We start from the raw sequence: 22,712 nt of genomic DNA, 5'->3' as shown, positions 1-22,712 counted from the left end.
GCTCCTACAAGCTAGGTTTCATCAACTCACCACAGTTGACAAAAGGCTACAAAAAAGGGCGGGATTCTTGTCCCGACCTCTCTACATCTGATCTTTTGCTTCTTTTAGTTTGCCATAAAGAATGTAGTCAACTTTTTGCAGATCCGCTATGGTGGCACAATTAAGGGCACACATAATCAAGCGTAAATCTGCTTTCCAGCCTTGGATGATGCTAATCACTTCCTCGATCGAGTAGGTTTCAACCAATTCCAGAACGGTTCGTGACAATCCCACAGCCTTGGCTCCAAAGACCAAGCACTTAATCATATCAAGTGGGTTCCGAACGCCTCCGCTGACCAAAAGTTCAACCTTATCTTTCCAGTCTTGGGCATTAAGAAGGGCTTGCATAGTAGACTGCCCCCATTGATTGAGGTAGTCGCGTTGCCCACTGCGACGGTTTTCAATGTAGGCAAAGCTAGTCCCACCACGACCCGACAGGTCAACCGTTCGAACACCCAGTTCATAGGCTCTTTCGATGGTCTTGGCATCCATGCCAAAACCGACTTCCTTTAAAACGATAGGAACAGGGATCTGCTTGCTATAATCTGCTAGATGCGATTGCCAGCTTCTGAACTTTCGTTCTCCCTCGGGCATGAGTAATTCCTGCATAACATTGACGTGCACTTGCAGGAGAAGAGGATTCATCTCTTCTACAGTCTGAAGTCCTAACTCAACAGGCTTGTCCAATCCAATATTGGTTCCAAGGAGGAGATTTGGATGGCTAGATTTGACAGAAAAAGAATTATCTGTTGGATCTTTGAGGGCTGCGCTATAAGATCCCGTTACAAACAAAATCCCACAGGCTTCTGCCACCTGAGCCAGCTTTTGATTGATTTCTCTCCCCTTATCGCTCCCACCCGTCATGGCATTGATATAAAAAGGAAAGTCCCACTTGTGACCTGCAAATTCTGTCGAAAGATCAATCTCATCTAGGTCGTAAAGGGGCAGGGAAAAATGAATCAACTCCACCTCATCAAAGCTATTATAGGAACTTTTCTGCTCAAGGGCATAGCGGATATGCTCATCCTTACGATTTGTCGTCATGTCCTATCCTTTCTTGGTATAAGAGCTCAATCCCCAGATCGGCCCAACGATTTTTTAAGGTTTCGGTTGATTGCACATCAAAACTCAAGGCAATGCCACAGTCACCACCACCAGCACCGCTACTCTTGGCAACAGCCTGCAAATCTTGACTGGCTTCTTTCAACTGTCTCAGTGAAGGCGTGTAAATATCTGGGCTCAAGCCTTCTAAGAGCTGACTGGCTGTTTCCAGCTGCTCGATGATGTTTTCTGCATTCCCCTGCTCCAAGGCTTCTACCAAAGCAGCCACCGTTGCTTTTGAAGAAGTTAAAAAATTCTGATTGATATTTTGCTTGATTTGCTGAACCATTTGACTCGATACAGCCACTTCCTTGGTCCATCCCACTAGGAAATCACATTCTAGACCTGGTTTTACTTGTGAGATAGAAAAGCCCCAATCACGCTCCAAAACTGTTGCCAAGTTTTCTTCTTGCAACCAAGTAGCTACCTTCTTTCGATCAAAAGATTGGTAGAGAACCAAATCCTCTGCAACGATACAGGCAAGGTCTCCCATGGAGCCATTATCGCCTCGCTTGAGCAAGACCGCGCTAGCCAGCTTGAACAAGAGTTCCTGATCAATCGAAAGATTATACAGAGCCAGCAGGGCCTTTATCACCAAGACAACGACGCTACCACTAGAACCTAGACCAAACTTTTTGCCTTCCCGTTCCATTTTTCCACGAATTTCCAGGGAAAAAGGTCGCAAAGTCTGACCACGAACAGCAAGGAAGTCTCCCACCAAAGCAATCGTTTCCTGAATCAAGCCGTAGTCAGGATTTGGCGTCAAGTCCACTGCGAAATCAAACATGTCTGAGTAGATACGATAGTTCTCAGAAAACACAATCTCAGCCTTCATATAGATGGGGATGGCCTTTATCAAGGCTAACTGTCCTGGCTCTAAAATAGCATATTCACCTGCCCAATAGAGTTTTCCGCACGTTTTAACAGCAATCATCTTGACTCAAATCCTTTGTTTTTGACACAATCAAGCGGTAACGTTGACCGAAAATTTCTGATAAATGCTCCAAGTCTTTCTCCTGACAGAGAACCTTGACATTGGGACCGGCATCCATGGTAAAGTAGCAGGCTTCCCCTTGCTCACGAAGCTGGCGAACAAAGTCCATGGCTTCATAGGAAGCATCCGTTAGATAAGAAAAGGCTGGACTAGCAGTCTTGGTCGTAGCGTGCATGGCTAGGGCATTTTTCTCCGTTAATTCCCCAACCTTGGCAAAGTCATTCTCTTTGAGATAAACCAGCATCTCCTGATAATCTTTTTCAGACTGACGCACCCAGTCATCAAAGGTCGTCGAGGTTTCCACACAGAGTTTCATCCCATCACGGCTAGAAATTGGTTTTTTCTTGTCCTCCAGCACCAACATAATCATAGCTAGTTTCAAGTCTGTCTCTACAGGGTAGATTTCCCCACTATCCTTGTCCCAAGCACCGAGTGGTCCATAAAAACTACGAGAGGAAGAACCCGAGGCAAACTTAGCCTCCTGCGCCAACTGACTCCGATCCAAACCAAGCTGGAAATAAGCATTGCAAGCCTTGACCAAGGCGGACAAACCGCTAGAACTGGATGACAAGCCAGCCGCGGTAGGCATGTTGTTTTGGGTATCGATACGGACAAAACCTTCTCCAGCCGGACGGTAGCGGTCAATGATTTTGCTCATCTTGGCATGCTCGGCCTCACTCTGAAGCTGACCATTAATATAAAATGCATCAGCAGTCGCATCCGTCGGTAGAGGCGACAAGGTCGTCTCTGTATACATGTTTTCCAAAGTCAGAGAGATGCTACTAGTAGCAGGAACCATCTCTTTTTCTTTTTTCTTTCCCCAATATTTGATAATGGCAATATTTGCGTAGGAACGTACTGTTACAGGCTTTCGATCCATGTCTGAACAGCTCCTTTCTCTTCTAATCGTTTTGCTAGTTCTTGCGCTTGGTCCAGATTGGCTACCAAGGTGATAATACAGCCCCCAAGTCCACCACCACTCATCTTGGCACCTAGAGCACCATGGCTAAGAGCCGTTTCAACGAGGGAGTCTGCCTCAGGGCTACTGACACCAATTTCTTTTAAATGTAAATGCGCTTGACTGAGGATTTGTCCCAGTCCCTCAGCATCTTTTCTTCTAATCGCATCTTCTGCTTGCTGGGTCAATTCTCCCAAGGCATGCAAAAACGGTAGGGCATCCTTGCCCTTGCTTTGAACCACTTGGATAGCTTCACGAGTGTGACCATACACGCCCGTATCAGCAATCACCAAATAGGCAGATAGATTCATCTCAAGTTCTGTAAAACCAACATTCTTGATAAAGCGAATGGGCTGGTCACTGAGACAGGTCTTAGCATCCAAACCGCTTGGATTCATATGGGCAATCATCTCAGCCCGATTGACCAAAATTTCTAGTACATCATGAGGCAGATCGGCTTGATAGTAGTCAAATACCGCACGTATGGCCGCTATGCTGATAGCCGCTGACGAACCCATTCCCCGTTTTTCAGGGATAGCCGAGTCAATCACACATCGAATGCAAGCTTCTTTGATATCCAAATACTCCAGCGAGGCATACACTGCCATGGACAAGGTATCCTCCTCATAAAGACGCCACGGGCTTTCAGCAGGGACCACCTTACATGTCACCTCCACCTCCAAAAGAGGTAGGGAAATGGCAGGATAGCCGTATACGACAGCGTGCTCTCCTATTAAAATAATCTTACTATGTGCCTGACCGACACCAACTTTTTTTGTCATGTTTTCCTTCAACCAGACGAAAAGACCGTCTCATTTCATACAGTAGTATTTTCTCCTATCTATTTTATTATATTTTCACAAAAAAAGCGATTGTTTCCTTCACAATCGCCTCTTTCATTATTGGACCCATTCGCCATTATAGTTGACAAAATAACCATCTACGGCCGTATTCACTGCCAAAGCACCTGAGCTGTAAGCATAGTACCAGTTACCATTAACCTGGAACCAGCCTGTCTTCATATCGCCATTACTTGCATTTAGATAATACCAAGTCGAACCTTCCTGATACCAGCCAGTCGCCATAGATCCTGATGAACGGAGATAGTACCACTTGTTCCCAAGGTATTGCCAGCCCGTTTTCATATCACCATTTGGTTCATCTAAATAATACCAAGTGGAGCCTTCTTGATACCAGCCAGTTGCCATTGCACCTGACGAACGGAGGTAGTACCACTTATTGCCAAGTTGTTTCCAACCAGTTTGCATAATACCAGTTTCTGGGTCTAGGTAGTACCATGGATCCGCTTTTAGCATCTCTTCATCATAGGTTAGAGGATAATCTTTGACCCAACCACGTGCTAGCTCCCCAACAGTCAATCTGTTGATGCGAGAATCAAAGCCACCATCCTCCTGTAAATAATACCAATGCCCTTCGTCAGAAATCCAACCAGTTTTTAAGGTGTGATAACTTCGTTGGTCTTCAAAATAATAGACTCGTTTCTCTGCTGGACTATCATATTGTTCCCCATAATGTTTGTTGGTATTTGTAGCAGTTTTTGCCTCTAAAACTTGCTTGCCAACAAATTCTTGTAGTACCCCATCTTGACCAAAGTAAAACCAATCTGGTCTAAAAGCAATATCTTGCCTTAGAGAAGAACCAATCGTAACCCCTTTGTGTGGAGCAGGTATATATTGCCAGCCGACAACCATCTCTCCAGATAAAGGATCAAAATAATAGTACTTCCCATCAATCACTCGCCAGTAGGTTTCTTTGAGTTCCCCCTTTTTATAGTAGGTTCTACCATTTTCTTGGACAAATTGCCAGCCTTCTGAATCAGCATCATCCGCCAATACGGTGCTTGTCGCTAGCAAAGCAAAGAAAAAGACTGCGAGTCCAACTTGCATCATTATTTTAAATCTTTTCATTAGATCTTTCCTCCATGACTGATTGTAGCAAAGACTTTATTGTATGTCAATATATAGAAACTTCTCAAAAAAAGCAGTTACAAAACTGCAACTGCTTTTCTATTCTTGCATGGTGTAACCAACACCACGCACGGTTTTAATGTAGCTTTTTTGACCTTTTACATCAAGCTTGCTACGTAGATAACGGATATAAACATCCACGATATTGGTTTCTGTCGCACTTTCGTACTTCCAGACACTTTCCAACAACTGCTCACGAGTCAAGACCTTCTTGCTTCCCATGAGAGTGGCCAAAAGGTCATACTCACGGCGCGTTAGAGCAATCATCTCCTCGCCACGATAAACGGTATGATGTTCTACATCCATACGCAAATTGCGGTAAGACGTTGGGACCTTCATCTGACTACAGTGTTGGTCGATAAAGTCCCGACCTCGGAAAATCGCTGAAATACGAGCCACCAGCTGATCAATAATCACTGGCTTATAGATGTAAGAAACGGCGAAGCGCTGGATTGTATCAATCTGGTCTTGCAATTCTTCGCGATGGTCCAAGACCATGATCACTGAGGCTGGTTTTGTTCGACTCAGCCTCTCTGCAAAATCCTGGGCCGTCATATCCCCCAGACGAGCATTCAGTAAAATCAAGTCATAATCTGTCTGGAGAGCCATGGAGAGGGCTTTTTGCCCCTCCTCGACCAGATCAACACGGTATTGCTCTTTTTGGAGTTCCAGACTTAGAAAATGAGCTAAATTTCGTTCTTTCTCAAGTAATAAAATCCGTTTCCCCATGGCAGACCTACTTATTTTTCGTCATACCAAGAGTAGTGGAAGATTCCTTCTTTGTCTTTACGTTGGTAAGTGTGAGCACCGAAGTAGTCACGTTGTGCTTGGATCAAGTTAGCTGGAAGGTCAGCTGAACGGTAACTATCAAAGTAAGTAATAGCTGCTGAGAAAGTTGGTACTGGTACACCAGCTTGAACAGCAAGAGCTACGATATCACGCACTGCTTGTTGGTACTTAGCAGTAACATCCAAGAAGTACTCATCCAAGAGAAGGTTTGCAAGATCAGCATCGCGGTTGTAGGCATCTGTGATCTTTTGCAAGAAACGTGAACGGATGATACAGCCATCGCGCCAGATAGATGCGATATCTGCAAACGGCAAGTTCCAGTTGTTTTCTTTAGAAGCTACACGCAATTGGGCGAAACCTTGTGCGTATGAAATGATTTTTGAGAAGTAAAGAGCTTGACGGATTTTTTCAATCAACTCAGCCTTGTCACCTTCAAATTTGAAGGCAGCTGGTTTTGGAAGGACCTTGCTAGCATGTACACGCTCTTCTTTGTATGTAGAGATATAGCGGGCAAATACTGACTCAGTGATGAGTGACAATGGCACACCAAGGTCAAGTGCTGATTGGCTAGTCCATTTACCAGTTCCTTTGTTGCCTGCAGCATCAAGGATGTAGTCAACGATTGGTCCATCTTGACCTTCATCGTCTTTGCGTCCAAGAATATCAGCTGTGATTTCAATCAAGTAGCTATCCAATTCACCCTTGTTCCACTCAGTAAAGATTTCAGCCATATCTTCTGCAGAAAGACCGAGCAAGTGTTGCATGAGGTCATAGCTTTCTGCGATCAATTGCATGTCACCATACTCGATACCGTTGTGGACCATTTTCACATAGTGACCAGCTCCATCAGGACCGATGTAAGTCACACATGGTTTGCCATCTTCTGGTGCTTTAGCTGAGATTTCTTCGAGAACATCCGCAACCAATTCGTAGGCTTCTTTTTGTCCACCAGGCATGATAGAAGGCCCTTCAAGGGCACCTTTTTCACCACCAGAAACTCCAGTACCGATAAAGTTGATACCTGAGTTTGCTAGTTCTTCATTACGACGGATAGTATCTTTGTAGAAAGTGTTTCCTCCGTCAATCAAGATATCTCCCTTGTCAAGGTGGGGAAGAAGAGCTTGGATTGTAGCATCTGTACCAGGTCCTGCTTGAACCATGAGCATGATACGACGAGGTTTTTCGATTGAGTTTACAAAGCTTTCCACGTCATAGCTTGGCACAAAGTTCTTTTCAGGATGGCAAGCAATGACATCTTCTGTTTTTTCTTTACTACGGTTGTAAATGGCAACTGTATAACCACGAGATTCGATATTTAGGGCAAGGTTACGACCCATTACGGCCATACCAACGACACCAAAGTTAGCTTTTGTCATGTGACACTCCTCTTGTTTAATATGTTTTATTTTATCATTTTTACCTATGAAAGGAAAGAATTTTGTAACGGAGTCCTAGTAGTCCAAGTCATCCGCATGACCAGAACCATTCCCTACAAAGTAACCCGTCTTACAGTTGAGGGTGAAGAGATAGGTTCCATCTGGTTTATAGAGGTTGTAATAACCATTTCCGTTTACGATATTGACACGTTCTAGGATATATTGATTCCCAGTGATATAGCCACGAGCACGTGATGTTGCTAGGACTTGTTCCAATACACCATCCGCAAACGTCCAAGCAGGGTTGTTGCTATCGTCTACAGCTGATTGGTTGTAGGGTACACGACTAGCACTTCTTTGAAGATTAACCCCATCGCCAGACAAACCACCATTTGTGTCTCTAGCTGGTGCCGTAGTGCTAGTTGAAGGTGTAGTACTGCTCGCATTGCTTTCTGTAGCTGAACTTGAGCTTGCTTGACTCGTGCTAGAGCTCGAACTTGAGTTAGAAGCACTGGTTTGTTGGCTCTTACCAAGACTAATGGCCTTATCCAAGAGCTTGTCTAGTTCTGTGTTCCCTGTCTTAATTTCTGTAAATTTAGCATCCGCTTTGGCTTTCGCATTGGTATCCAAGACACCGTCAGTGATTGCTGGGCTTTCAAAGAGGGCATTAACATCTTGAATGGCCTTGATTTGAGTTGCTAGACTATCATATCTTGACTTAGCTAGTGTATAATCACGGCTACCTTCTAACTTATCTAGCAAGGTTTTCAGTTGGCTCAATTTATCAAACTGGCTGTTTTTCAGAGCAGTCTTATTAGCATCTGTATAGAAAGTATCATAGAAATCATTGAAGTCTTTCAAAGCTGTTTGTGTCCCTTGATCATCCGAAGAGGCTGCTTGAGAAGACTGGATTTCTTGGTTTGAACGAGATACTTGGCGGTAGACATAATATGTTCCAGCAAGCACAAGGATTACAGCTACTACAGAAGCAATGATGATGACACCTTTCTTCTTAGAGCCTGTTTCAGGTTCTGTTTGAGCCGAACGTGATAGAGGTGTATAGGTCTCCTCTTCTTGTTCCTCATTTATTTGCTTGGGCTCTGTTTCTGTTAAAACGAGAGGCTCTATTTCAGCATTTTCTTCATCTTGAAGTGGTGGAACAAACTGAGTAGTCTCATCATTATCTATCTCTTCAATAGATTCTTCAGCAACCACGTCTGAATCGTCTACCTGTTCAGAAGATTCACTTGATTCACGAACTTCTTGGATCATTTCCTCTATGTTTTGAGTAGAAGCTAGCTCTTCTTTTTTAAACTGACGAGTTTCAAACTTGTCGGCTTCGATTTCTTCACGGTGCTGTTTGATGTATTTGTCTAAGATACTGTCCTCAGGCAATACTCCTGCTTCGACCTCTTCATTCTTACGAATGACTTGACCAACAGTCAAGTCTTTTGCTTCGTCAAAGTCGAATTGTGGTTCTTGATGTCCTTTTTTATGACGATCACGTCTTTTCTTACTCATGAGTTCACCTTTCTATTTTACCTCTTGGCGTTTGACACGCTGACCAAAGTATTGATACAAATCCACTTTTAAGGTCCCGTTATAGAGTTTTCGTTTTTTATCAGCTGGACTTCCGTACTTGCTTTCAAAAGCTTCGTCACTCGTCAGGATAAACTTACTCCACGTTTTCAGTGGTGCAAAGACTTGTCCCATCTCAGCATAGAGCTTGGTAACTCCTGCATCATCAGACAAACGTTCCCCATATGGTGGATTGGAAATGATAACGCCATTAATCTTGTCAGTGCGCAAGTCCTGTACCCGCATTTGCTTAAAGGTGATATCACCTGCGACACCTGCTACTTGAGCATTTGCCTTGGCAATTTCCACCATGCGAGCATCTATATCACAGCCCATAATGTCCAACTCAAGTTCACGATCAATTTTCTTAGCCGCCTCTGTGCGAACTTCTTGGATTAACCGATCGCTGACCCAGTTCCATTCCTCAAAAGCAAAGGAACGTCGAAGTCCTGGCGCCATCTTTCTAGCAATCATAGCCGCCTCGATACAGAAAGTTCCTGAACCACAGGTCGGATCAATCAAGGGCTTGTCTGGATACCAGTTAGAGAGTTGTAAAATGGCCGCTGCCATATTTTCCTTGATGGGTGCTCCACCCTTTTCCGTACGATAACCACGTTTAAAGAGACTGGAACCTGTCGTGTCAATCATGACCGTTGCCACATCTTTCAGGATAGATACCTCAATCTTAAACTCGGGACCAGTTTCCATCAAGGGAACTCCTTCTGGACGGGCATAGTGTTTTTGTAATTTCTTCACAACAGCCTTCTTGGAAATAGCCTGAACACTAGGCTCGTTGTGGAGTTTAGACTTCACACATTTTGCCTTTGATATCGGGAAACGTGCTCCTAGCGGGAGATAGTTTTCCCAATCTAGAGCAAAAACGCCTTGAAAAAGCTCTTCAAAAGTCTTAGCTGGAAAACTTCCGACTACAATCTTGATGCGATCCGCTGCACGAAGCCAAAGATTGGTCTCAATGATTGCCTTCACATCTCCTTGGAAGCGGACACGCCCATTTTCAACCTGGCAATCATAACCAAGGTCTCGCACCTCACGTCCAACGACAGCCTCAAGCCCCGCCGCAGCAGTTGCGATTAAATTAAATTGTTCTTTCATTTCTAGTCTTGCAAGACCTTTCTCTTATTCACTTTAAAAAATGAGGTTGAGAAAGATTTCTCAGCCCCAACCTATATGCAATTTTCTATAAGCCATGTTTTGTTCCAGAAGTGACTAGGACCACTTCCTTCGATAATCATCTGTCTACCGCTAACAGCATAAATCTGCTAGCAGTCAGAGTACTACGTTCGTTTCCGTGCACTCCATGCCCCGACCAAAATTTGGGTTGCTAGCTTGAGGGGTTTACCGCGTTCCACTCTCTCTGTTTCCAGAAAGACTCCGTCACTGTGGCACTTTCAAGCCTATTTTGACCTATCCGAAGACTTAGCCATTTCGACTGCCGTAACGATTTCTCGTCCCTAGGCTTATGGATTCGCCTAGCACAAACACTACAGGCATCACAGCCTGTGCTAGCATGGACTTTCCTCATGAAAAGAGAACCTCTTCACGCGATTATCCAAAAATTGCACTCATTCCTTAGTCAATTATAAATCTTGGTTGTCTAAGATTTGCTTACCAAATACTTCTTTTTCGAGACGATTTAAGCGTTTCAAAATATCAAAGTTTGTCATTGAAGTAGAAGCTGTTACTTCAATAGAGTCTGGTTGAGTTGGCGCTACCTGTGGTTTATGAGATAATTCTTCTTTCAAATCAGCAATCTCTTGACGAAGGGATTTGACCAAAGCTGCGTAGGTTTCATAATCCTTAATCACATCGTCTAGGAATTCGTCTACCTCTGCTTTGCTGTATCCACGTACTTCACGTCCAAATTCTTGTTCAAAAATATCTTTCGCTGAAAATATAATACTTGCCATGTCTCTCTCCATTCTGGGTTACTAGTATTATTATATAAAAAAAGACAAGTAAAAATCAAGGTCAAAGGCTTACTTTTCAGAAAAATTTTCTACTATTTCATTCAAGTCCTCAAATGTTAATCTTCTTGTAACATAGTCCGCTTGATTTTTCATCATTTGGTAAAAATATCGTAACTTGGTTTCGTTTTCTTCGTCGTAAAAAAGGTAGCAAGTATCTGTATTTTCCAGCAGAAATTTTTGATAATCGCGTAATTGTACCTTGTGCTCATATTGTGGATAGGCATATTTGACAAAATCAACCTGCTTGAACTCACTCAATTTCGCTTGATTTGCTTCATTCCAGTTACTGCCATGGGTTTCAAAATCAAAAATGGTCGCCAGTTGAAATCCATAGTCTGCTTTCATGTCTTTCGCTACCTGAAGCGCCCAGTACTCAAAGCCCAAAGTCCCTGTAAAGACAAGCCAAGTCACCCCATCCTCTGCTAGACGTTCCAAGTCTCTCCGAATAGCTGTTTTGATAATATCAACGCGAATATCCTTGTCATTAAAGAGACCAAGGTCGAAGGCTGAATAGCCTAAAATCAAGGCTGATGTCATTTTTAACCCTTTCTTTGTAAATTTATGATATAATAGAGTGATGTTATTGTACCAATAAGGAGAATTATGGTCAACTATCCACATAAAATTTCATCTCAAAAGAGACAAGCACCCCTGTCACAAACTAAAAATTTCGCAAATCGGGGAATGTCTTTTGAAAAGATGATCAATGCTACAAACGACTACTATTTGTCGCATGGGTTGGCAGTTATTCACAAGAAGCCGACTCCCATCCAAATCGTACGTGTTGACTATCCCCAACGAAGTCGAGCCAAGATCGTTGAAGCCTACTTTAGACAAGCTTCAACTACTGACTATTCAGGGGTTTATGATGGATACTACATCGACTTTGAAGCAAAGGAAACCAGGCAAAAACATGCGATACCGATGAAGAATTTTCATCTCCATCAGATCCAGCATATGGAACAAGTCCTTGCCCAGCAAGGAATCTGCTTTGTACTCCTTCACTTTTCTTCTCAGCAAGAAACCTACTTATTGCCGGCTATTGACCTCATCCGTTTCTATCATCAAGATAAGGGACAGAAGTCAATGCCACTTGGATATATTCGAGAAAATGGATATAGGATTGAGCCTGGGGCCTTTCCTCAAATTCCCTACCTCGACATTATCAAAGAACATTTACTAGGTGGTAAAACAAGATGAACAAACAAACTTTTCTGCGAATAGCTAAGTATGTCAGTATCAGTCTCTTAACTGTATTTATCGCAGCTGTAATGCTTGGTGGAGGTCTCTTCCTCTACTATGTTAGCAAGGCTCCAGAACTTTCTGAAAGTAAACTAGTTGCTACAACGTCAAGTAAGATCTATGATAGCAATGACGAACTTATCGCTGATCTTGGATCGGAACGTCGGGTCAATGCCCAAGCAAACGAAATACCAACCGATTTGGTCAACGCTATTGTTTCGATTGAGGACCATCGCTTCTTTAATCACCGAGGAATTGACACGATCCGTATCCTAGGTGCTACCCTACGAAACCTTCGTGGTGGTGGAGGTCTGCAAGGAGCTTCCACCTTGACGCAGCAGTTGATCAAGTTAACTTATTTCTCTACGTCAACTTCTGATCAAACCCTTTCTCGTAAGGCTCAGGAAGCTTGGTTAGCCGTTCAGCTAGAACAAAAAGCGACTAAACAAGAGATTTTGACCTACTACATCAACAAGGTTTACATGTCAAACGGTAACTACGGAATGCAGACAGCTGCCCAAAGTTACTATGGCAAGGATCTCAAAGATTTAAGTATTCCTCAACTGGCTCTCCTTGCCGGGATGCCTCAGGCTCCAAACCAGTATGATCCATACTCGCATCCAGAAGCTGCTCAAGAACGTCGTAATCTCGTCCTCTCTGAGATGAAGGGGCAAGGTTACATTACAGCTGAGCAATATGAAAAAGCGATTAATACTCCGATTACAGATGGACTTCAAAGTCTAAAATCGGCTAATAGTTATCCTCCATACATGGACAACTATCTCAAAGAGGTAATCGATCAAGTCGAACAAGAAACAGGCTACAACCTCTTAACGACTGGTATGGACGTCTACACCAACGTTGATCCTAAAGTTCAACAACATCTCTGGGATATCTACAATACTGACGAGTATGTTAACTATCCTGACGATGAAATGCAAGTAGCTTCAACGATTGTGGACGTGACAAACGGGAAAGTCATTGCTCAGTTAGGTTCTCGTCACCAATCAAGCAATGTTTCCTTCGGAATCAACCAAGCTGTTGAAACCAACCGTGACTGGGGTTCTACCATGAAGCCAATCACAGACTATGCTCCTGCCTTGGAGTATGACATCTACGACTCAACTGCTTCGATTGTACATGATGTTCCATACAACTATCCTGGAACAGATACCCCTGTTTACAACTGGGATAGAAGTTACTTTGGAAACATCACCATCCAATATGCGCTCCAACAATCACGGAACGTTACAGCCGTAGAAACCTTGAACAAAGTCGGTTTGGATAGAGCCAAGACCTTTCTAAATGGAATCGGTATTGACTATCCGGATATGCACTATGCCAACGCTATTTCAAGTAACACGACTGAGTCAAATAAAAAGTACGGAGCAAGTAGTGAGAAAATGGCTGCTGCTTACGCTGCTTTTGCAAACGGTGGTATCTACCATAAACCAATGTATATCAACAAGATTGTCTTTAGTGATGGTAGCTCAAAAGAATACGCTGATCCTGGTACTCGTGCCATGAAAGAGACGACCGCCTATATGATGACAGAAATGATGAAGACTGTCTTGGCATACGGAACAGGTCGTGGTGCTTATCTCCCATGGCTACCTCAAGCTGGTAAGACTGGTACATCAAACTATACAGACGATGAAATTGAAAACTACATCAAAAATACTGGTTATGTAGCTCCAGACGAAATGTTTGTTGGTTATACTCGCAAATATTCAATGGCTGTATGGACAGGTTACTCAAACCGCCTAACTCCTATCGTTGGTGATGGCTTCTATGTTGCAGCTAAGGTCTACCGTTCAATGATGACTTATCTGTCTGAGGATAACAACCCTGGCGACTGGACTATGCCAGAAGGCCTCTATCGAAGTGGTGAGTTCGTCTTTAAAAACGGTGCTCGTTCTGCATGGACTGCTCCTGCTCCGCAACAGGCTCCAACACCTGAAAGTTCGAGCTCGACATCAGAAAGTTCAACTTCACAGTCAAGCTCATCTACTCCAAGCACGAATAATAGTGCAAACAATAATACCAATAGCCAGCAACCAAATACAACGCCTGGTCAACAAAACCAGAACCAAAATCAGAATCCTCAACCAGCTCAACCATAACATTTATCACCCAGAAAAATCTGGGTGATTTTTTCATAGCACTATTGCATCTATCTGCTTAACAAAAGCCTGAGAAGACATCTTCTCAGGCTTTTTCTGTACTATAAACCTCATTGGGAAAGATAGGAAACGGATTTCGTAATCTTGTTAAGAGGTTTTACTAAATACTAGTCTTTCTTTGTTTTTGCTACAAAGAGAGCAGATAGGGCTAGGCTAACTCCTGCTAGGAAGAGGGCTGTGTCAGATTGACTCTCACCTGTTGCTGGCAAGCTCTGTTTTGATGTTTCTTGTCTAGCAATTTCTTGTTTATGATCTGGAGTCTTACCTTGATCAGAAACTAGTGTGCTAAGTTTAAACTCAGGTTTCTCTACTGTTGGAGCTGCTTGGTCGCCTACTGTTGCTACTGCGCCTGTGTACTCTGGAAGCTCATGTACCAAGGCTTCAACTGCATTGACACCACCCTTGAACTCAGGTTTCTCAACTGTCGGAGCTGCTTGGTCGCCTACTGTCGATAATGGGCCTGTGTAGGCTGGTAGCTCATGTACCAAGGCCTCAGCCGCATTGACACCACCCTGGAACTCAGGCTTTTCTACTGTTGGAGCAGCTTGGTCACCCACTGTTGCTACTGGACCTGTGTACTCTGGAAGTTCATGTACTAGGGCTTCAACTGCATTGACACCACCTGTGAATTCAGGAACCTCAAGAACAGGTGCTGGTTCTTCACCCTTGCTTGATTGAACCGGTTCTTCTGTTAATTCTTGATGGAAGCTTGCCAATTCATAAAACTCAGCCTTGCCACCTTCCCAGACTAATTTGACGTCTAGAAGAGAGCCACCATTTCGGATAGCGAAGGTTTGGAGACTAGATGTAATGGCACCGAGGTCTGTCCAACTGTCTTGACCATCCTTGAGTGTTCTAGCAAGAACACGTGCTTGCGCTCCTTCAGGGAGACTAGAAACAAGACGAAGGTGGTTAGCTTTGGTTGGTTCAGACAAGTGATACACCAATTCGCCCTTGTCTTTTTCAGACTTGTAGCTGGTCAAGACTTTGCCGTCTACAAGATTATTATAAAGGTTACCTTGGCTTTCTCCACTACTTCCTTCTACTGTTGGATCATTGATTGGTTTGACAAATTCACCATCGTTGATGACCAATTCTGTAAAGCCTACAAAACGGGCATCATAGTCTGCTGTATAGAGGACACGGAGATAGTTAGCTTTAACTGGTGTCGTCAATTCACCCTCGATATAGCGATTTCCTGGCATCTTAGAATCATGTGTCCAACCATCTGTCAATGAATCATCGTGTGTGCTATTGGCCACACCATCTCCTACTGTAACGACATCAGTCCAAGTTTTACCGTCTTGGCTGACTTGAATCTTACCATCACGAAGGTAGTTTTGAGTTCCGTCTTGGATGTAGGCTCTAATCTTCTTGATGGTACGTTCGCTACCAAGTTTCAAGGTCACATGACCATCTTTACGAGCATAGTCTGAAAACTCAACAAAGTTGTTGTAAACACCGTCAAACAGTTGATCTAGATTGTTCAGTTTACGAACATCATTGCTTCCGTATGTTGGATGAATGCCCATTGAAGTTGATTCCAATTTTGTTGGTTGCACTTCTTTAGTCGTCACAAGGAGAGAAGTCGCTGTAATAGCTTGCTCCTGATCTGTTTTATTGACCAGACGAACATAACGTAGCAAGTGGCTCACCACAGATCTGTCTGTCAACTGGCTAGCTGGTGTCCATTCTTGCGCATTTGCAGAGTACTCAAGGCTAAGAGCAGGATTGACCTGACCTTTGAGCTGGATGCTCTTGATCTGATGGATACGGTCAAGCTTCATTCCTAGATAGCTATGAGCAGGGAGTTTGGTTCCAGCTGGAATTTGAAGCTCGTAACTGCCCAAGCTATCCACTACTGGTGTTTCCTTCAAGGCATCCACGTTGGTGTCTGTTAAGTCACTATTTCCAGAACGTGTCTCAACAGAGAAGTCCTGGATACGCCACCATAGGTCGAGAGCCTTGGTATTGCGGACTCGGATGTAACGAGCATTAATAGCTCTGGTCACTTCCTTGGTTTGTTCTCCTGATAGGCGATCTAACTCTTGCCATGCAGTCCCATCTGTAGAATACTCAAGTACACCTGCGGCAAGTTTATCACCCGTTCCTTGGCGAAGGCGAACTTTAGTGACTGACTTGACTTCACCGAGGTCAAGTTGTGCCCAAGCATCTACTGGTGTCGTATTGCTTCCATCAGCATTTGCCATCATGGCTTCTGTATTGTCCTTGCCATCAGTGATTTGACGGGCTGAGGTATTTAGTTTGTAAACTAAGTTTGAGCTTAGACTAACTGTCGTTGCTTGTTGGCTACGAGCTTTTTCAACTGGACGGTTGACTGCAATTTCCTGAACTGCAAACCAAGTGTTCTCGCGGTCTGCTGTCGCAATCATGCGAACTGCCTTGGCCTTGATGTTGAGATTCTCAAACTTAAGAAGGGATTCATTTCCGACATAGCTTGGCTCTTTCAAAGTTACCCAGTTATCATTTTCATCTTGATACTGCACTTCTGCCTTACTAAAGGTATCACGCGGATTTGCCTGCGTTCCCATAGCAAAGGTCAAGGTTTGAATCGCTATCGGTTTGTTGAACTTCATACCAATATAATCACCTGTCTTGATGCTATTTGGTGATTTAATAATCGCATGAGTTGCCAAATCGCCATCCGTTACTTCTGCCAAACCACCTTCTACACCTGTTCGATTGGTGATAAAGGTGCTGATGATTTGATCTGGATGCAAGACTTTTTGAACTTCAGACGCTAGAACTTCCTTCAAGGATAGGATAAATGGACGAATATGTTGAACACCCAATTCAGCTTTTTCCATATGGTCTACATAGTGGAAGGTGTGAGTTTGAGACTGTTCGTAGAACTTCAATCCTTTATAGTAACTATCCCAAAGCTTAGCTGCATCATTTGTAGCCATGGCTTCAGTTCCTGTAAGGAAGGCATCGAGAGCATTCATTTGGTCGATTGCATTATCCAACCAATAGTGGATTTGGGCAACCATTTTTTTATCGCCTGATGCTTTATAGAGTTCGGCTGCTTCTTTAATCTTGGCAAATTCTGCACGCAAGGCTGTACGTTCGGCAGTCACATCCTGACCTGCTTTGAGCTTGGTCATAAAGTCTGTTAATTTTGGAGCCAAGTCTACAGATTCTTCTAGTTTGACGACACGATTATCCATGTTTTGGTTGATCATGTGCTTACCAAGTTCACGGAAGGCTGCCGATACCTTGCTATCTTCAAAATGACCATTTTCTACAAAGTTGAAGGCAATATCATTGATTTTCTTAGCTTCTTCTTCTGATTTCCACTGTTTCCATGAGTATTGAGCTCCTGAAAAGAGGGCAATCTTAGATGGTTCAGACTGTTGCATTGGGTTCAACATGATACCAGATAGCAAGCTTGGATCCACATTTGGATGAAGGAATTTCTCACCACCACCTAGAATCAAGTGTTGTTTAGAGTTGTCTGTTACCGGCCAGTTAATCCAAAGTGAAACTGGGCGATAGGTCTTGCCACCTGCGGATAGATTGTTCTTGAGAGTTGAAAGGAAGCTTTCAGAGACTTCACCCCAAATCTTACCACCCGTCAAGGTCATGGATGTTGAACTTGGGAGATTTTCATTGAGGGATTTCAACTCATCTTCACGTCCATTACCCCAATACTGGCCAGGAACAAAAATCATTTCTTTACGAAGACCGCTGTAAGTTCCCTGCATTTCTGTCAACCACTTGGTCATATCTTGCATCAAGCGGTTGTAGCTATTGTAGCCTCCGACTGGGCTTGGAGCATCATCTGCAAGGATACCAAATTCGCGGACACCCACTTTCATCAACTGGGTAAATTTAGCCTTGATGGTTGCCAAATCTTCTTGGTAATGCGCTTCATTGCCAAAGCGGATGCGGTTGTTCATGAATGGATGGATGGTCCAGACATAGCGGGTTTTACTTTGATTTCCAACACGAGCAAGTTCACGAATTTCTGCTAGTTTTTCTTCTGGATAGAGTTCACGCCATTTCTTGTTGTGGTATGGATCATCTTTCGGTGCAAAGAAGTATTGGTTCAATTTCAAATCGCCACCAAAACGCATGAGCTCTGCACGATCTGCGTTAGACCATGGGTTTCCATAGTAACCTTCGATGAAACCACGGTTCTTGAGCTCTGCGTAATCTTCTACTGTCACATTGCGAAGGACTGGTACTTGGCTTTCCTTGAGCATATGTTTCAAGGTTGTCAAACCATAGAAGACCGCATCTGTGTCTTTTCCGACGATGGAAATCGAATTATCCTTAATGCTCAAAACATAGGCATCAATCTTGTCAAAGAGACCTGCTGAAACATTGGACAAGTTTTGCTCTGCTTGTGAACCTTGTCCATGCACTCCAAGATAGATATTGGTTGCGCCAGCGATTGCCGCCTTACCAGTTGTATAAGATACTTGATTGTCCTGCAAAACACTCTTCAAGCGATTGCGAGTATAGATATCGAATTGATCGCCCATGACCAGATTGACTTGCTTGCGAAGAGCTGTGACACCTTCTCCATAAGTCACTTTTTGTGGAGTTGGGAAGACCTTGTACTCTTTCTTGAGATAGTCTGCGCTCTTGCTGGCAGCTGCAATGCTGTCTTCGCTAGCTGGTTTACTTGCAGTAAATTGATCTGCCAATTCAACTGTTCCATCACCGGTTTGGTCTACTTTTGGTTTTTCAGGTGTAGTTGGTTTTTCTGGTTGACTTGGTGCAGGCGTTTCTTGCTCTTCTTTGACAGGTTTTAATAGATGAACTTCAGCTGCACTTGCAAAACCACCAACGCCTTCCAATACTTTCAACTCAATCTTGTTGGTATGCACCGCCGCAAAGTTGACTGTTTTTTCTTGGGCGTTGTTGTCCCAGCTTCCTTCTGAAACCTTGACCATTTGGCCATCTTTTTGTGCGTAGATTTCGTAGCGCGTCACGACACCATTTCCACCACCTGGTCGTGGGAGATAAGTCAAACCATTGACTTTTTCTGCTTCTTTCAAGGTCATAGTAAGGGTGTATGGCGCAGTGTCACCAGTCCACTTAGTATGCCAGAAGGTATTTGGATCATTGTCAAAGGCCTTTTCAACAGCGCCTTCAGTTGCGTTTCCTGGAAGTTGCTGACTGCTTGCGGTTGCAGTAATCTTATCATTTGAAATCAAACGAGGATTTACAAATGGTTTGTCTGACAACTCTGCGCTATGCAAGATTCCTTTGAAACCACCGATGCTTTCAAGCGGTAGTACCAAGCTATTGTGGGCAAAGCGAGGGTGGGCTGGATTTGCAATACGCTCAATCTTTTCACCATCCACATAGACTTCCGTTGATTGTGGTTTGGTCACGATAGAGATTTGATAACGTTTGTTCTTTTCAAGTTTTTTATTGAATTGGATATGGAACTGTTCAAATTGATAAGCAAGATAGCCGTCTTTATCAGCTAGATAGATACGGTTGTCCCCACTTGTTGAGAAAGTTTGTTCCCCGTCTCCAGTGACAGTTACATCAAACTTCAAGACGTGACTTGGACCAACATCACCAGCCAATCCTTCGATACTGCTGTCTTTCTCAAAAGCCAATCCTTGCTCACTTGCCTTCACTTTCTTGCTTGCATAGTTCTTGACTGTTTCAGAATTGATGGTAAACAAGTCGCTTTGATCAATCTCTTTATCAGGATTTGACTGTGGCGCATAAGGGCTCGTTGGTAGGGTGCGTTCTGCAAAGGTCGCAGCTGCACGGTCAGATCCCCAGGTGCGTTCTGCAGTGGTTTGCATGCTCTTGAAGAAGCGTTTGAAGATGTCATAAGAGGTCAAACCGGTCTCATGAAGGTCAATGTTATCATTCCAAACTGCGTGCCCACCACCAAGAATACTTGGATGAGAAGCTGGTAGAAGTGGACCTCCACCTGTTCTAAAATCATTCGGTGTCCAGCTATTGTACTGACGTTCGTAGTTAGCATAGTCCCCGTAGGCTGCTTGACTATTACTTCCACTTGGCACACTATAGGTCGGTACATCCGTGATATTGATAATCTTAGCTCCCTGAGCAATGGCCTCATTTGGTCGTTGCCATCCGATACTCCAGATATCAACCTCTACTCCGTTCCAATCAACAGGAGTGTTCCCACGTTTCGCACTGAGTGAGCCCCAGATACGAGGGGTGTAACCTTTAGACTTGATATATTGGGTCAAATCATTGACATAGCGACGGTAACTTTCTCTGCTGCCATAGTATTCATCCGTTCCGATATGAACAGTGGACACGCCATGAAGCGGTGCATCTGGACCATCGAGGAGTTTGTCATAAACTGATTTGACAAAAGCCAGCGTTTCATCGTATTTATTATCTAGGTCGAGCATGGCTACGCGCTCAACATTGTGCTTGCCTGCATAATCGCTCAAACTACCTTGATACATGAGGTCTGGGCGGACTTTGACAAAGGACAAGGCGTGACCTGGTGTGTCAATTTCTGGTACTAGGTTGATATGCAAGGCCTTGGCCAATTTAATCAGATTTTGCATTTCTTCCTTGGTATAATGCTCATCTGATGTCAATTTTTGACCATTCTTACCGACAATGTCTGTCTCCACACGGAAACCAGTCTTGGCATGTTCAAGTACATACTTAAGTTGTTCTTCTGGAGATAGATTCTTACCTGCCAAGTGTTCCTTGAGGAAGATATAGTTATCATTAAGGTGCAACTGCAAGTCGTTCATCTTGTAGTAGGCCATGTTGAGCATGATGTCTACGAGGGTGTCATAAGGGATAAATTTACGACCTGTATCCAACATAAAGCCACGGTGACTGAAACTTGGGAAATCACGAATTTCGCCATTTTGTAGGTCTGTTTCTCCCATTTGAAGAAGAGTACGAGTGGCGTAGAAGGCTCCTGTGTTTGTGGCAGCTTCGATGGTAATCACATCATTTTGGATAGTGATGCCATACCCTTCTTTACCATAACCCTTGTTTTCAACCTTTTTAAATTCGATTCGTTTTTGAGCTTGCTTGTCACCTGTTGCTAGTTCCAATCCACGGCTGGCAAGGTCTGACTGATAGAAGGTTGCAGCCTGATCAAAGCCAGAATCACCCGTCGCAAGGACTGTATCTGAAGTGATAGAAGATTGGCCTTCTTTCCCATACCATTGTTGAACAGCTGGTGCTACTTTTGGTTTCACACCCACACCTTCGTCCTGATGTAGGCCCTTGATGACTACTTCAAATTCCTTAGTGAAAGTATGACTGTCTCTGATTTGTTGGACCATGACCTTGACACGTTGGTCTGTCAAAGGCTTATAGATGTGATTTTGAAGGTCAATTACACCTTGTTTATTGCTTCCAATGAGACTGACTTTTCCTGGTAGAGTTGGTAAGACAAGAGACTGTCCATCTTCTGCTACTGTTAGTTCGGTTACTTGGCGGATATCCGTTACCTTACTATGGTCCGGAACGTTTGAATAAGCTCGAATTTCTTGGATACCAACGTTTCTCCAACCCATTGTGCCCACTTGATAGTCGTTAATTTCTAACTTAAGATATTTAGCTTGAATACTTTCAGCTAGGTCAACTTTCTCATCTAAAACAGGTTCTCCAGTTTTGGTATGAGCGAGTTTCCATTGTTTTTCTCCATTAGCGCCCACATCTTCTTGGCCTGCGTAATAGAGACTCCAAGATTTGATATTTGGGTCATTTTGCCCATTACGAAGACGACGATCCCAATCAATTTCTACATGTTTGATCAAGGTAGTCTTTGGCAGAGTCAGTTCAAAAGTTGGTTTTGGTACATCTTTGTCTGTAGCCCAACGAGTATTATCATCTCCGTCGATAGCCTTATCCGCAGTAAAGTTGGTACCAGTCTCATGGTTGCTCGCCTGAGCAGTAGCACCCTCGAGATGGTTGACATCTTCTCTATCTTCGATTGGCTTTTCAGCTGGTTTTACTGCTGGTGTAGTGGTTTCCGCAGGTTGATTATCCGCCTTTGGTGTTTCAACCGGTTTGGGCGTTTCTGCTGGCTTGGGACTTGTAGGATTTGCCTCTGGTTTTGCCTCTTCACTTGCTGCAGGATTGGTTCCCTCATCAGTCGCTGGAGTTTCTTCATGACTTGATTCTGTTGCAGCTTCTGCATCTGCCTTTTCAAGCGCAGCGGCTAAATCATCTGGTAACTTATCCAGGGCTTGAACATGAGTGATACTTCCCTCTGTCTCTGAAGGTGTCGCTGTTTCTGCCGCCTGAACCATATTGGCGCCAAAGATACTAGCACCAATCATAACGGAGGCTGCACCGATTGCAAATTTTCTTATACTATAGTGACAGCGTTTCTCAAAAAAATGTCTATCCATCTTTCTCCTATTCCTTTCATCCGCATACATGAGTAAGCGGTATCATTTCTCCTTTGAAAAAGGAGAGAACCAAGAGGTCCTCTCCGGCTGTTTGTTCCTTTTTGATTCGAGTTGCTTTG

14 protein-coding genes and 1 other RNA gene are annotated in these 22,712 nt (G+C 43.7%); 2 read left to right on the top strand and 13 right to left on the bottom strand.

Features of this window, described 5'->3' with window-relative positions:
* Positions 1–81: 81 nt before the first annotated feature.
* The 12 genes from fni to D8863_RS00970 form a co-directional block, all read right to left on the bottom strand.
* Positions 82–1,083, bottom strand: a complete 1,002-nt coding sequence (gene fni, locus D8863_RS01025; RefSeq protein ID WP_125440823.1) for a type 2 isopentenyl-diphosphate Delta-isomerase — start codon at positions 1,081–1,083, stop codon at positions 82–84.
* Positions 1,067–2,074, bottom strand: coding sequence for a phosphomevalonate kinase (locus tag D8863_RS01020; protein WP_000562396.1), 1,008 nt, complete (start codon positions 2,072–2,074; stop codon positions 1,067–1,069). Before D8863_RS01020 ends, fni begins: the two co-directional genes overlap by 17 nt.
* The gene (mvaD, locus tag D8863_RS01015; protein WP_125440822.1) at positions 2,061–3,014 is read right to left on the bottom strand and encodes a diphosphomevalonate decarboxylase; all 954 of its coding nucleotides are present in this window, start codon (positions 3,012–3,014) and stop codon (positions 2,061–2,063) included. The genes D8863_RS01020 and mvaD overlap by 14 nt, the downstream gene beginning before the upstream one ends.
* On the bottom strand, positions 2,996–3,874 hold the full coding sequence (gene mvk, locus D8863_RS01010; RefSeq protein WP_000163307.1) for a mevalonate kinase: 879 nt from the start codon (positions 3,872–3,874) through the stop codon (positions 2,996–2,998). Before mvk ends, mvaD begins: the two co-directional genes overlap by 19 nt.
* Positions 3,875–3,991: 117 nt before the next feature.
* Complete coding sequence (gene cbpF / locus D8863_RS01005; protein WP_125440821.1) at positions 3,992–5,020, bottom strand: choline-binding protein CbpF; 1,029 nt, start codon at positions 5,018–5,020, stop codon at positions 3,992–3,994.
* Between the two features lie 99 nt (positions 5,021–5,119).
* Positions 5,120–5,809: a response regulator transcription factor gene (locus D8863_RS01000; RefSeq protein WP_125440820.1), complete on the bottom strand. Its 690-nt coding sequence runs from the start codon at positions 5,807–5,809 to the stop codon at positions 5,120–5,122.
* Between the two features lie 11 nt (positions 5,810–5,820).
* Positions 5,821–7,245 carry an NADP-dependent phosphogluconate dehydrogenase gene (gnd, locus tag D8863_RS00995; RefSeq protein ID WP_125440819.1) on the bottom strand — a complete coding sequence of 475 codons (1,425 nt, stop codon included), beginning with the start codon at positions 7,243–7,245 and terminating at the stop codon, positions 5,821–5,823.
* 75 nt (positions 7,246–7,320) lie between these two features.
* Positions 7,321–8,766, bottom strand: a complete 1,446-nt coding sequence (mapZ, locus tag D8863_RS00990) for a cell division site-positioning protein MapZ (protein ID WP_125440818.1) — start codon at positions 8,764–8,766, stop codon at positions 7,321–7,323.
* Positions 8,767–8,778: 12 nt separating this feature from the next.
* Complete coding sequence (locus D8863_RS00985) at positions 8,779–9,936, bottom strand: THUMP domain-containing class I SAM-dependent RNA methyltransferase (protein ID WP_000662906.1); 1,158 nt, start codon at positions 9,934–9,936, stop codon at positions 8,779–8,781.
* Positions 9,937–10,019: 83 nt separating this feature from the next.
* Positions 10,020–10,401, bottom strand: an RNA gene (gene rnpB, locus D8863_RS00980) — RNase P RNA component class B.
* A gap of 20 nt (positions 10,402–10,421) precedes the next feature.
* Positions 10,422–10,751: a cell division regulator GpsB gene (gene gpsB, locus D8863_RS00975; protein ID WP_000146523.1), complete on the bottom strand. Its 330-nt coding sequence runs from the start codon at positions 10,749–10,751 to the stop codon at positions 10,422–10,424.
* A 69-nt stretch (positions 10,752–10,820) separates the two neighbouring features.
* Entirely contained in the window at positions 10,821–11,348 is a 528-nt protein-coding gene (locus D8863_RS00970) for an SLOG family protein (protein ID WP_125440817.1), read from the bottom strand.
* Between the two features lie 66 nt (positions 11,349–11,414).
* Between D8863_RS00970 and recU the strand changes: the two genes are divergently transcribed.
* Positions 11,415–12,011 (top strand): Holliday junction resolvase RecU, encoded by a 597-nt coding sequence (gene recU, locus D8863_RS00965; protein WP_000248756.1) that lies wholly within the window; start codon positions 11,415–11,417, stop codon positions 12,009–12,011.
* Positions 12,008–14,176 carry a penicillin-binding protein PBP1A gene (gene pbp1a, locus D8863_RS00960; RefSeq protein WP_125440816.1) on the top strand — a complete coding sequence of 723 codons (2,169 nt, stop codon included), beginning with the start codon at positions 12,008–12,010 and terminating at the stop codon, positions 14,174–14,176. The genes recU and pbp1a overlap by 4 nt, the downstream gene beginning before the upstream one ends.
* Before the next feature lie 167 nt (positions 14,177–14,343).
* On the opposite strand, the gene D8863_RS00955 is transcribed toward pbp1a, so the two are convergent.
* Positions 14,344–22,593, bottom strand: a complete 8,250-nt coding sequence (locus tag D8863_RS00955) for an SIALI-17 repeat-containing surface protein (protein WP_125440815.1) — start codon at positions 22,591–22,593, stop codon at positions 14,344–14,346.
* Positions 22,594–22,712 lie beyond the last annotated feature (119 nt).

It is taken from the genome of Streptococcus oralis, from assembly GCF_003943825.1.
GTDB classification, from domain to species: Bacteria; Bacillota; Bacilli; order Lactobacillales; family Streptococcaceae; genus Streptococcus; species Streptococcus oralis_CD.
This window is presented reverse-complemented; position numbering and strand designations above follow the sequence as displayed.

Coding starts and splice junctions, on each gene's coding strand:
- fni (WP_125440823.1), bottom strand. CDS start 1,083: ATGACGACAAATCGTAAGGATGAGCATATCCGCTATGCCCTTGAGCAG.
- mvk (WP_000163307.1), bottom strand. CDS start 3,874: ATGACAAAAAAAGTTGGTGTCGGTCAGGCACATAGTAAGATTATTTTA.
- pbp1a (WP_125440816.1), top strand. CDS start 12,008: ATGAACAAACAAACTTTTCTGCGAATAGCTAAGTATGTCAGTATCAGT.
- D8863_RS01020 (WP_000562396.1), bottom strand. CDS start 2,074: ATGATTGCTGTTAAAACGTGCGGAAAACTCTATTGGGCAGGTGAATAT.
- gnd (WP_125440819.1), bottom strand. CDS start 7,245: ATGACAAAAGCTAACTTTGGTGTCGTTGGTATGGCCGTAATGGGTCGT.
- D8863_RS01000 (WP_125440820.1), bottom strand. CDS start 5,809: ATGGGGAAACGGATTTTATTACTTGAGAAAGAACGAAATTTAGCTCAT.
- mvaD (WP_125440822.1), bottom strand. CDS start 3,014: ATGGATCGAAAGCCTGTAACAGTACGTTCCTACGCAAATATTGCCATT.
- gpsB (WP_000146523.1), bottom strand. CDS start 10,751: ATGGCAAGTATTATATTTTCAGCGAAAGATATTTTTGAACAAGAATTT.
- D8863_RS00970 (WP_125440817.1), bottom strand. CDS start 11,348: ATGACATCAGCCTTGATTTTAGGCTATTCAGCCTTCGACCTTGGTCTC.
- recU (WP_000248756.1), top strand. CDS start 11,415: ATGGTCAACTATCCACATAAAATTTCATCTCAAAAGAGACAAGCACCC.
- D8863_RS00955 (WP_125440815.1), bottom strand. CDS start 22,593: ATGGATAGACATTTTTTTGAGAAACGCTGTCACTATAGTATAAGAAAA.
- cbpF (WP_125440821.1), bottom strand. CDS start 5,020: ATGAAAAGATTTAAAATAATGATGCAAGTTGGACTCGCAGTCTTTTTC.
- D8863_RS00985 (WP_000662906.1), bottom strand. CDS start 9,936: ATGAAAGAACAATTTAATTTAATCGCAACTGCTGCGGCGGGGCTTGAG.
- mapZ (WP_125440818.1), bottom strand. CDS start 8,766: ATGAGTAAGAAAAGACGTGATCGTCATAAAAAAGGACATCAAGAACCA.